Raw genomic sequence first — 11188 nt, forward strand, 5'->3', positions numbered from 1 at the left:
TTTTTATGAACATCATCGAGCAGCTCGAGGCCGAACAGGCCGCCAAGCTCATCGAAGGGAAGGCGATCCCCGACTTTCGTCCTGGCGACACGGTCATCGTGAACGTGAAGGTGAAGGAAGGCGACCGCAGCCGCGTGCAGGCCTATGAGGGCGTCGTGATCGCCCGCAACGGCGGCGGCCTCAATGAGAGCTTCACCGTCCGCAAGATTTCCTACGGCGAGGGCGTCGAGCGCGTCTTCCCGGTCCATGCGCCCCTGATCGATTCGATCAAGGTGGTCCGCCGCGGCAAGGTCCGCCGCGCCAAGCTCTATTATCTGCGCGATCGTCGCGGCAAGTCGGCCCGCATCGCCGAGCGCGTCGAGACCAAGCCCAAGGCCGCGAGCGAGTAATCCTTACGGATTACGAGACTATTTTCCGCCGCCCGGCGCCGAGAGGCTCCGGGCGGTTTTGTTTTGGGCGATGCGGTCCCTCTCCCCGCTTGCGGGGAGAGGAGCAGAGCGTGGCCGTCATGCGGCGTTGAGGGGCAAACCGGAACTACGACAAGGCTGGGCGCGAGCCGCCTCCCTCCCCCTTGCGGGGAGGGATCAAGGGTGGGGGTCGTCTCAGTGATGAGAATGCGGCGCGGCTGCCGCCGCCTATTTGTCCAACGGCCCGTTCAAAATCCAACGATGCCCAAACGGATCGCGCAGCGTCGCGTAACGCGTGCCCCAAAAGGAATTCGTCGGCTGCGTTTCGATCTTCGCGCCGAGCTTGGCGGCGCGGGAGCAGGTGTCGTCGACTTGCTTGCCCGTGTCATATTCCAGGCTGATCGAGACGGTGGCGCTGTCGCCGGGCATGGGGACGCGCGTCTGGCCGAGTTCGGGAAAGAAATCCGCGAGCATCACCGAGGCGCCGTTGATCAGCAATTCACAATGGGCGATGCGCATGCCGTCGACCGAGGGCATCAGCGCGCGCTGCTTGGCGTCGAAGGCGCCTGTATAGAAGGCGATGGCCGCGGCCGCCGGGCTGACGGTAAGGTAAGGCGCAACCCTCGGTCTGTTCATCAGGCTTCCTCCGGCGGGACGTCGAGCGCGTCGCCCCATTCTTTCCTGCGAATGCTTTCATAGCGAGCCTTATCGCGCTTTGGCAGGAAAATTTCCGTCGATCCATTCGCGTCGCAGAGCTTTACAGTAACGCCAGCCTTGTTGTGGCGCGGGGGCGCGAGGATGCGCGCCTTGGCGCTTTCGCCCTGGCGCGCCGCTATGAGGTAGCTGTATTTCTCGTCTTCGAACGGCGCCGCTGCGCCTTTCAGCAATTTATGTTCTCTGGAGCGCGGCAGCCGCACCGCGAAGTGGCACCAGTCCGGAGCCGCGAGCGGGCAGGGGCGCGTATGGGCGCAAGGCGCGAGGATGGTCGCGCCTTGCGCGATCAGCCGCGCGCGCACGCCCATCAGCCTTTGGTGATCGCGCGGCGTCCCCGGCTCAAGGATAAATAGCGCGCCGCCGGTCCGCGCCCAAAGCCTGTCGGTGACGCCGGGCAAATCGGCGTCGCCGAGTTCGGTCAGCGCATAACCGACGGTAACGAGGTCGAACTTGTCTTCGAGGTTCGGCAGGCGCGTCATGTCGCCGGCGACAGCCTTGGCCGCGGTCAGCAACCCGGCCTCGGCGGCGAGGCTCTCCACCATCGCCAGAAAGGCGCGGCTGCTGTCGACCATCTCGATGCGATCGAGCGCCGGCCACACCGCGCTGGCGGCGTAGCTTGCCGCGCCCAGCCCGCAGCCGACGTCGAGCAGGCTCTTCGGCGAAAAGCCGGGTTGCTCCTCGGCAAGCCGATCCAACGCCGTGACGGCCGCGGCGTAAGTCGCGGGCATTCTCGTGAGCGCATAGGCGAGCGCATCGGTCTCGTCGCGGATCGCCGCATTCGTGGGCTTATGGGCGCGATAGCTCGCGGAAAGACGCTCGGCGCTCTCGGCCAGCGCCTTGCGCGGCCGGCGCTCCAATTGCGCCGCAAGCGCCGCGGCGAGTCCGGCGGGCAAAGCGGGGGAGGTCACGAGTCAACCCCGGGAATCCCGGGCGTGAGCGAATCCCTCGCCTTCACGGGGAGGCTGGCGCGCGAAGCGCGGCTGGTGGGGTTCGGTCCCAGCCGCAGCCGTTGCGGCTTTGGCCCCACCCGGCGGCCTGCGGCCGCCGACCTCCCCGTAAAGGGGAGGTATGGGGTCCCTCCTCGCCAGACTGCCATTTGCCCAATCGGGAGGGGATGCGAACGCTCTTCCATGGCGCTTGCGTTACGGTTAGAAGACCCTCAATTCAAGTGGGGCCGCAAGAGCGGCGTTAAGGAAAGACCATGTCCAATTCGACCGGGCCGCGCACGCTTTACGACAAGATCTGGGACGACCATGTCGTCGACCGCCAGGATGACGGCGCCTGCCTGCTCTATATCGACCGCCACCTCATCCATGAGGTGACGAGCCCTCAGGCGTTCGAAGGCCTGCGCATGTCGGGCCGTAAGGTCCGCGCGCCGCAGAAGACGCTGGCCGTGGTCGACCACAATGTGCCGACCACCGACCGTTCGCTCCCGATCGAAGACCCGGAGAGCAAGGCGCAGGTCGAGCAGCTCGCGGTCAACGCCAAGGAATTCGGCGTCGAATATTACAATGAGCACGACCATCGTCAGGGCGTCGTCCATATCGTCGGGCCGGAGCAGGGTTTCACCCTGCCGGGCATGACCATCGTCTGCGGCGACAGCCACACCTCGACGCATGGCGCCTTTGGCGCGCTGGCGCATGGCATCGGCACCTCCGAGGTCGAGCATGTGCTCGCGACCCAGACGCTGATCCAGAAGAAGGCCGCGAACATGCTGGTGCAGGTCGACGGCAAGCTCGCCGACGGCGCCACAGCCAAGGACATCATTCTCGCAATCATCGGCGAGATCGGCACGGCCGGCGGCACCGGCCATGTCATCGAATTCGCCGGCGAAGCCATCCGCGACCTTTCGATGGAAGGCCGCATGACTGTCTGCAACATGACGATCGAGGGCGGCGCCCGCGCCGGCCTCATTGCGCCGGACGAGAAGACCTTCGCCTATCTCAAGGATCGCCCGAAGGGACCCAAGGGCGAGGCCTTCGACATGGCGCGCAAATATTGGGAGACCCTCTACACCGACGCGGGCGCCCATTTCGACAAGATCGTGAAGCTCGACGCCGCCAATCTGCCGCCGATCGTCACCTGGGGCACGAGCCCCGAGGATGTCGCCCGCATCGACGGCCGCGTGCCGACCCCCGATTCAGCGAAGAGCCCGCAAAAGCGCGCCGCGATCGAGCGCGCGCTCGCCTATATGGGCCTCGCGGGCGGGGAGAAGATGACCGACATCGAGATCGACCGCGTCTTCATCGGCTCCTGCACCAACGGCCGCATCGAGGACCTTCGCGCCGCCGCGAAGATGGTCGAGGGCAAGAAGGTCGCCGAGCGCGTCAACGCCATGGTCGTGCCGGGCTCTGGGCTCGTGAAGGAACAGGCGGAGGCCGAGGGGCTCGATAAGATCTTCCTGGCCGCCGGCTTCGAATGGCGCGAGCCGGGCTGCTCCATGTGCCTCGCCATGAATCCGGACCGCCTGGCGCCGGGCGAGCGCTGCGCCTCGACTTCGAACCGCAATTTCGAAGGCCGTCAGGGCTTCAAGGGCCGCACCCATCTCGTCTCCCCCGCCATGGCGGCGGCGGCGGCGATCGCCGGGCGGTTCGTCGACGTGCGTAACTGGGGATAAGCGGCGCCATCTCCGTTTGAACAGCTCGCGAGGGGCTTGGTCATTCCCGGCGGGCTGAAAGCCCGACCGGGAATCCAGAACCACAAGAGCGCTGGTTCGGCTCTGGATTCCCGATCGCTCGCTTTGCGAGCGTCGGGAATGACTTAGGCGGCCGCGCGCACGCGGTTGCGGCCCGCGGATTTCGCAGCATAAAGCGAATGATCGGCGCGTCTGAGGACGGCCTCGGCGTTCTTGTCGGCAGGGTCCGACGCGGCGACGCCGATGCTCGTCGTCACCGTGAGGCGGTTCCCTTCGTGCAGGAAAACCGCGAGTTCGATGGCGTTGCGCAGACGTTCCGCCATAACCAACGACTCTTCGAGCGTCTGCTCGACGATCAGAACAACCAGCTCGTCGCCGCCGAGCCGGCCGATGGCGCAATTCACGGAGCCAGCGGTCTGGCGCGCAATCTCGACCACTTGCGCGATGACGGCGTCGCCGGCGGCATGTCCGTGATTGTCGTTGATCGCCTTGAAGCGATCGATGTCGATGACGATCGCGCAGAATTTATCTTTCTCTCTGCGTTCTGCGAAAGCCTTGTCGGCAAATTCCGTAACCCCGCGCCGGTTGAGCGCGCCGCTCAGCGGGTCCGTGCGCACCAGCTTCTCAAGCTCGAGGCGCATTTCTTCGAGGCGCATGGAAAAACGCGCAATCGTCCAAACCATCCAGGGCGCGAGCATCAGCGGGATGACGACCGCCCGAATGAGCGATGGGCCCATTGGCGTGCCCGCCCAAAGGCTGCTGACCACGACGACGGCGATTGCAACCGTGATGGCGATCGCCGTGAAAGCGCAGACCAGGCGTATCGATTCTTTCTTGGTGCGCGGCTCGAAGAGACGTCTTGCGCCTTTGAGCATGCTGAACTCCGCAAACACTGGGAAATTTTCCCGGATAGAGCGCGTTACTCTGGCGAGAGAATCCTTAATCGTCTCGAAAGTGCTTCATTAAATTGTTGCGAAAACTGAGGAGTTGTTTCGTCACGGGAGAAAATGGCATAGTTCGAATCATGGCTGATGCATCACTTGAATGGGCGCAATTAAGCGCGCCGACGCTTGCTGAAATCGAAGCGCTCGCTGACGCGGCCTTTGCGGCGTTGCCCGAGAAATTCACCCGCCTCTGCGAAGGCGTTGTGTTCCACGTCGAAGACTTCCCCGACGAGGAGACGCTCGACGAGATGGAGTGCGAGACAGAATTCGATCTTCTCGGGCTCTTCCGCGGAAAGGGCCTGCCGGATGGCGCGCATCTCGCCGAGACCGGCGCCGAGCCCAACATGGTCTGGCTGTACCGTCGGCCGATCCTGGATTTTTGGGCGGAGAGCGAGGACACGCTCGGCGACATCATCACCCATGTGCTCGTGCATGAGATTGGCCACCATTTTGGCCTTTCCGACGCGGATATGGAAGAAATCGAGCGCGGCGCGGTTCTGTAGATTCTCCGGCGCAGTCAAAAGCGTGTCAGGAGAGGCCGAACGCGTCGAGCGTCGGCTTCACGGATGGCGGCGTCGCGGGGAGGAACTCGGCCAGCGCCTATTGCGCTTGTAGCCGGGAGAGAATCTCGCTCGCGTCGACCGGCCGGCTAAAACGGAATCCCTGGAAGAAGTGGACGCCCGCCCCGTGGAGAAATTGCTGCTGCTCGGCGGTTTCGACGCCTTCCGCGGTGATATGCATGCCAAGCGCACGCCCGATGTTCACGATGGCGTGGATGATGACGGCGCTCGCCGAGCCCGATTCGATATGCGAGACAAACATCCTGTCGACCTTCAACTTGTCGAAGGGAAGCGACAATAAATAACTGAGACCGGAGTGGCCGGAGCCGAAGTCGTCGAGCGCGATGCGCACGCCGTGATTTTGGAGAACGAGCATTTTCGCCCGCGCCAGATCGAGGTCGACGACCGCCAAAGTCTCCGTGAGTTCGAGCTCCAGCCGTGACGGCTCCAAGCCCGTTTCAGCCAGAATTTTCAGGACGGCCTCGGGAAATCGCTCTTCTTTGAATTGGCGTGGCGAAACATTGACCGACACGATGACGCCCGGCCAATTGCGGGCGTCGAGACAGGCTTGCCGCAGCACGAAAAGACCAAGCTGATTGATCAGCCCGGTTTCCTCCGCGATCGCGATGAAGTCTGACGGCGGCGTCTCGCCGCGAACAGGGTGGCGCCAGCGACAGAGCGCCTCGACGCCGACCATTGTTTCGCCCTTCGAGTCGATGATCGGCTGATAGAGGAGTCGGAAATCGCCGTCTTTCAGAGAGCGGCGCATGTCCCTCGCCATCCGTCCGTGATCACGCGTCTTCCGGCGTAGGAAACCAAACATGAGAAGCCCGTCCAAGGTAACGCAGCGCAAATCATCCGCCAATTGACGCGATCTACCATTTGCGCGGCGTGAATGGCGAGGCGGATTTAAAATTGACCGCGCGTCGGCGCAGCGAACATCCCATCGGCCGCAGATGGGGCTGGGTCAGGATACAGCTTTATTCTCGCCGTCTGGGCTCCGTTGGTGAGAACGACGCCATCGCTCTCGATCGCGGAGACGGTCCAGGAGTCGATCGTTTCGCCGATCTTCTTCCAGAAGCCGTCGGGCGACTCGGGCGAGGTGACAAAAGCCTGCGTCTCATTCTTATTCTTGACGATCGCGCTGACCGTCAATCCGGGGGGCGCCGCGGCCATTTCAGCCGCCATCGGCGCCGCCGCCTTCGCGCTCTTCGGCGCGGGCTTGCGGTTCTTCGAGAAAATCGGCCGCGATAGTGTCTCCGTGTCGGCGCTTGCCGGCTTGGGCGGCGCGAGCTCGGCGACAGAAAGGGTCGGCGGCGTCCAGTCGGGGGCGGAGACGGTTGCCTCCGAACCGATCGGCCCGAGGAATGCGAATGCGGCAAACAGCGCCGCGAGGAGAGTAGCCGCCGCGAGGACCGCCAGCATGATCGCCGACAAGGGCGAGAGGCGGGCTTTCTGAATCGGCGCGACGAACAGGCTCGAGCGGCCGACGAACTCCTTAAGGCTTTGCGCGAGTTGGTCGGGTCTCATTGGCGGCCCTTCTGCGGCGCGCCGCCGAACACGTCGAACTGAGCCTCGATCTCCGTTTCGCCCTGTTGCGGCGCGCCCCACATCATCGCCTGGTTGCGCAGCGTCGCGGCGGCGATGATCATCAAAGGCGGCTCGCCTTCGAGCGCGCGCGCCAGCGCATGCAGATTCTCATAGCTGCCGACGACGTCGAGGCGCGCGCCGACGAGCGTGACGCCCTGGAACGGTTTCTCCGGCAGCATCTGGATCGACCTGACGGTGACTTGCGCGCTCTCGGCGATCGATTTGAGGCGCGCCTGCAAATTGGCGTTGATGACGCCTTCGCTCTCTCCGTCGAAAAGCTCGCCGCGGCCATTGGTGTCGGCCACCTGCCGCGCGTAATCTTGAATCTGCCCCTCGTGCAGCGCGACCGCTTCGTAACGCGCGAGCGTCTGGCGGCGCTCGGCAATCGCTTCGGCGCCATCGGCGATCATGCGGCGCGCCGGCTCGATGAAGAGGAGGTAGAAGAGCGCAAGGGCCAGCAGATTGACGCCGACGAATAAAGCGCGTCCCCCTCTAGGGCTGCGAAGTAAATCCCGCCAGCTCATTTCGTGGACCCCGGCTTTTTCTCGAACTTCACCTGAAGCGAAAAGCCCTCGCGCTTTTCACGCGGGTCGGGGGTGATGGGGGCCGTCAAACCAGCATCCGCGAAGAGGGGCGATTTGTTGAAGAGCGCCGGCAGGCCGACGGCCGAATCGGCGAAGCCGACAAGGTCGATGGTTTTGTCATTCGGCTTCGTCTCGCTGAAGCGAAAATCGGTGGCGTAGGCTCCGTCCGGCATAACGCGCGCCACTTCTTCCCAGAGATCGGCGAATAGCGGTTCGTCGCGCCGCGCCTTGCGCAACACCGCAAGGAGGCGGCTCTCCGCCGAGGCGCGATCGACAACCTGTCGCACTTTCGCCGCGCGCGCGGACATCTCCTGAATCTTTGCGTCGAGCTCGTCATTGAGTGCGGACTGCCGCCACAGCGTCGCGCCGAAGCCCGCGGAGAGGAGGAGGGCGGTCGCCGCGGATAGGCCGATCGCGATATTGCGAAAGGAGTGGGAGACTTCTGTCTTGCCGCCGATGACGATCGACGGCGCTTCGGCCGTGGCGTCGCGCAACCCGACCGGCTTGATGACGGATATATCGCCTGGCGCGAGGCCGGCGGCCGCAATCGCGCCGTCGATGAAGTCGCGGCGCAAGATCCACAGGCTCACCCGCAGCTTGTCCGCCGACGCCGGATGCGCGGCGATCGTGTGGCCGTAGACGACGTCGGCGAGCCGGAACGGCGTCTTCCGCTCTATATCGGCGATCAGCAGCCTCGGGAGATTGGCCTGAGCGACGGCAGGGATGTCGAAGCGGCGCACGAAGAAGGCAGAACCGTCGATCTCCAGCCTGATCCGCGCGGCCTGACGGGCGACGCCGCGGCGCGCCAGCGCTTCGTCCAATGACGACGCCGCGATTTCGTCGGCGGAGAGGCTCCAAAGCGGCGCGCCGCGGGCGTCGAGGAGCCAGAGGTTTCGCTCCCCAGCCCTGAGAACGAGCTGACGATCGCCCCGGTCGGTCAGCCAGGCGAGCGTCTCGGGCGGAAAGAAGGCGAAAAACTCGCGTCGGTACCAAGCGAAAAAGCGGTCGGCCGCCGGCTTGAGCGCGCCTTCGACGACATCTCGCGTCCAGAACTCGCTTGGCAAGGACAGGAGACTCCGGAGCAGAGTGACGATAACCCGGTGCGGCCATGACCGCCTGGGTCCGAGCTTGCAACGAAAGCTCTACTCCACAAAAGGCGCGGTCTTCAACCGCGCGCGACGCTGCTCTCGCGTCTCGGCGGACGCGGCGTTATGCGTCGCCCCGACGATCGCGCCCAGCGCCGACGCCGTGAAGGTCATGGGGCCGCCGAAGGGTTTGCGTTTCGAGAAAGGCTCGAAATGGTCTGCGGCGAGGATCGCGGCGTTTTCCGGAAGCCCGCCGGGCGGGTCGAAGCCCGGCCGCAAAGGCTCGTAAGGCCGGGATACCGGGGCATAGGGGAAAAGCCGGGCGGGCGTATCGACGGCAAGAGTGGGGGCTGCCCCGGCGCCCTTTGCCGAGGCCACCATCTCGACTCCGAGCGCCATCGGCGTGAAGACGACGGCTTGGTCTTGCGTCGCATAGCCGAGCGCGTCGCCCGCTTGGGGGTCTGTTCGGCTCGCCGTGCACAGGCGGAAACGCATCCGGCAGTCTGCGCTCGAATCGAAGCGCGGCGCGAGCGCGCGGAGCTGCAATTGCGCATTGGCGAATGCGCCGGCGCATTCCCGATCGGTGAAGGCGCCCGAAGCGGCGCAAGCCTCGCGCGTGGCGAAAAAGTAGGTCTTGCCAATTGTCGCCGCTTCGGCGGTCGGCGCAGAAAGCGCCAGAAGCGCGACGCAAGCGCCTTTGAATCCATAGGTTCGCCATGTCTGGCGGGGATTCGCGGCGATCGACGTTCGAGCGCTGGACATCGGTGGGATCGTTCGACCTAGGCTCAGGCTAAAGGCGCAATTTAACCCAGAATAGGACATTCCGGCGTCGAAAGCTCTCGAATTCGTCCTTATTGCGAAGATCGCCATCTATCGCTAGTGCTTGGTCCGGTGTTGATCCAGCGAAGGGTCGTCGATGGCGGCGCAGACCGAATTTCCGGGGCAGGCCGCGCATTCCGGGCCCAATGCCTGGCCGGACGCGAACAGCCCCGAATTCGCCGAGGCCTTCGGCGCCTTCATCCTGCGTGAAAAGGCGATCGACGAACTTGCTCTGCAGCGCTCGCAGCGCGCGGCTTTGCAAAGCGGCGAACGATTCGATCATGTGCTGACGAAGCTCGGCCTCGTTTCGGAAGTCGATCTGTGCGGGCATTTGGGGAAATTCCTCGGCATTCCGCAACTGGAGCCCAGCGAGATTCCGATGGAGCCGCCGCTGCGCGCGGAGATCCCGGAAAAATTCATCCACGCCAACCGGCTGTTGCCGCTCGCGGTCGATGGGCGGCGTCTGCGGCTCGCGGTGACCGATCCGCTCGATCTCGAGCCGGTTCAGGCGCTGTCCTATTCCACAGGCTATGAGATCGAGCTGAGACTCGCGACCCCGGCGCAATTCGACAAAGCGTGGTCGTCTCTCTATGGCGCAAAGCAGGATGGCGTCTCGCTCGTTGATAATGACGCCCGCGCAAATGACGCGAGCGAATTCGACCTTCAGCGTCTGCGCGACATCGCCAATGAGGCGCCCGTCGTGCGCCGCGTCAATCAGATCATCGGCGACGCCATCGAAGCGCGCGCGTCGGATATCCACATCGAGCCGTCGCTCGAAGCCGTGCAAGTGCGCTATCGTATCGACGGCGCCTTGCGGACGGCCGAGACTCTGCCCCCGGGCCTCAAGGCTGCCATCGCCTCGCGCATAAAAATCATGGCGCGGCTCGACATTGCCGAGCGCCGCCTGCCGCAGGACGGGCGTATCAAGCTCGCTATTCGCGGCGTCGACATCGATTTTCGCGTCTCCACCCTGCCGACGGCGCATGGCGAAAGCATCGTGCTGCGCATTCTCGACCGCAGCCAGATCGCGCTCGATTTCGACAAGCTCGGCTTCGAGCCGCAGACGACCGAGCAATTGCGCAAGGTGATGCGCAATCCCAACGGCATCGTGCTCGTCACCGGCCCGACCGGCAGCGGCAAAACGACGACGCTCTACACGGCGCTCAAGGAGCTGACGACGCCCGACGTGAAGGTTTTCACCGTCGAGGACCCGATCGAATATCAGCTTGCCGGCGTCAATCAGGTGCAGGTGCAGCCTGGGATCGGACTCGACTTTCCCAATACGCTGCGCGCCATTCTGCGCCAGGACCCCGACGTGATCATGATCGGCGAGATTCGCGACGCCGAGACCGCGAAGATCGCCATTCAGGCGTCGCTCACCGGCCATCTCGTCTTCTCGACTCTGCACACCAACAGCGCGGCGGCCTCGATCACGCGTCTCATCGACATGGGGGTCGAGAATTACCTCATCGCCTCGACCGTGAAGGCGGTGCTGGCCCAGCGTCTCGTGCGCCGCCTCTGCCAATGCGCGGGCCCCTTAGAGACTCGCGCGCAGGTCCGCGCGCAATTCGCTGGAGAGCCTTTCGCCAAAGGGCCCGACAGACTCTCATCGCCCAGGGGCTGCCCGAATTGCCGCAACCTCGGCTACACGGGTCGCTCCACCATCGCGGAGCTTCTCATCATGAATGACCGTATGCAGCGGCTCGTTTGTGAGAGCGCGCCCGACGCGCAGCTCGAAGCGGCGGCGCGCGAAGCCGGCATGACCACCATGTATCAGTGCGGCATGACCAAAGCCTGGCGCGGCGAGACGACGATCGAGGAAGTCGCACGCGTCACGCGAATGGATTGAC

12 protein-coding genes are annotated in these 11188 nt (G+C 64.4%); 4 read left to right on the forward strand and 8 right to left on the reverse strand.

Annotated features, from left to right (window positions below; translation table 11 throughout):
- Positions 1-5 precede the first annotated feature (5 nt).
- On the forward strand, positions 6-389 hold the full coding sequence (rplS, locus tag QNA11_RS03340; RefSeq protein WP_202073344.1) for a 50S ribosomal protein L19: 384 nt from the start codon (positions 6-8) through the stop codon (positions 387-389).
- Positions 390-635: 246 nt separating this feature from the next.
- Here rplS and QNA11_RS03345 read toward each other — a convergent pair whose 3' ends face one another.
- Together QNA11_RS03345 and QNA11_RS03350 are read right to left on the reverse strand one after the other, a co-directional pair.
- Positions 636-1043 carry a VOC family protein gene (locus QNA11_RS03345; RefSeq protein ID WP_281928049.1) on the reverse strand — a complete coding sequence of 136 codons (408 nt, stop codon included), beginning with the start codon at positions 1041-1043 and terminating at the stop codon, positions 636-638.
- On the reverse strand, positions 1043-2029 hold the full coding sequence (locus QNA11_RS03350; RefSeq protein ID WP_283481955.1) for a small ribosomal subunit Rsm22 family protein: 987 nt from the start codon (positions 2027-2029) through the stop codon (positions 1043-1045). Before QNA11_RS03350 ends, QNA11_RS03345 begins: the two co-directional genes overlap by 1 nt.
- Before the next feature lie 293 nt (positions 2030-2322).
- Between QNA11_RS03350 and leuC the strand changes: the two genes are divergently transcribed.
- Entirely contained in the window at positions 2323-3738 is a 1416-nt protein-coding gene (leuC, locus tag QNA11_RS03355; protein WP_283481956.1) for a 3-isopropylmalate dehydratase large subunit, read from the forward strand.
- Between the two features lie 143 nt (positions 3739-3881).
- Here the strand turns inward: leuC and QNA11_RS03360 are convergent, their stop codons facing one another.
- Positions 3882-4631, reverse strand: coding sequence for a GGDEF domain-containing protein (locus tag QNA11_RS03360; protein WP_283481957.1), 750 nt, complete (start codon positions 4629-4631; stop codon positions 3882-3884).
- A gap of 149 nt (positions 4632-4780) precedes the next feature.
- Between QNA11_RS03360 and QNA11_RS03365 the strand changes: the two genes are divergently transcribed.
- Positions 4781-5203 carry a metallopeptidase family protein gene (locus QNA11_RS03365; RefSeq protein ID WP_202072008.1) on the forward strand — a complete coding sequence of 141 codons (423 nt, stop codon included), beginning with the start codon at positions 4781-4783 and terminating at the stop codon, positions 5201-5203.
- Positions 5204-5300: 97 nt separating this feature from the next.
- Here QNA11_RS03365 and QNA11_RS03370 read toward each other — a convergent pair whose 3' ends face one another.
- The 5 genes from QNA11_RS03370 to QNA11_RS03390 all read right to left on the reverse strand — a co-directional run bounded on the left by QNA11_RS03370 (position 5301) and on the right by QNA11_RS03390 (position 9281).
- The gene (locus tag QNA11_RS03370) at positions 5301-6029 is read right to left on the reverse strand and encodes a putative bifunctional diguanylate cyclase/phosphodiesterase (protein ID WP_283481958.1); all 729 of its coding nucleotides are present in this window, start codon (positions 6027-6029) and stop codon (positions 5301-5303) included.
- 140 nt (positions 6030-6169) lie between these two features.
- A complete protein-coding gene (locus tag QNA11_RS03375; RefSeq protein WP_283481959.1) occupies positions 6170-6790 on the reverse strand; it encodes a hypothetical protein in 621 nt (206 codons plus the stop codon).
- On the reverse strand, positions 6787-7374 hold the full coding sequence (gene gspM / locus QNA11_RS03380; RefSeq protein ID WP_283481960.1) for a type II secretion system protein GspM: 588 nt from the start codon (positions 7372-7374) through the stop codon (positions 6787-6789). The genes QNA11_RS03375 and gspM overlap by 4 nt, the downstream gene beginning before the upstream one ends.
- Positions 7371-8498, reverse strand: coding sequence for a PilN domain-containing protein (locus QNA11_RS03385; RefSeq protein ID WP_283481961.1), 1128 nt, complete (start codon positions 8496-8498; stop codon positions 7371-7373). Before QNA11_RS03385 ends, gspM begins: the two co-directional genes overlap by 4 nt.
- A gap of 78 nt (positions 8499-8576) precedes the next feature.
- Entirely contained in the window at positions 8577-9281 is a 705-nt protein-coding gene (locus tag QNA11_RS03390; RefSeq protein ID WP_283481962.1) for a DUF1190 domain-containing protein, read from the reverse strand.
- Positions 9282-9435: 154 nt separating this feature from the next.
- Here QNA11_RS03390 and QNA11_RS03395 point away from each other — a divergent pair, with 154 nt between their 5' ends.
- Positions 9436-11187 carry a GspE/PulE family protein gene (locus QNA11_RS03395; RefSeq protein ID WP_283481963.1) on the forward strand — a complete coding sequence of 584 codons (1752 nt, stop codon included), beginning with the start codon at positions 9436-9438 and terminating at the stop codon, positions 11185-11187.
- Position 11188 lies beyond the last annotated feature (1 nt).

It is taken from the genome of Methylocystis sp. JR02 (assembly GCF_030063565.1).
GTDB classification, from domain to species: domain Bacteria; phylum Pseudomonadota; class Alphaproteobacteria; order Rhizobiales; family Beijerinckiaceae; genus Methylocystis; species Methylocystis iwaonis.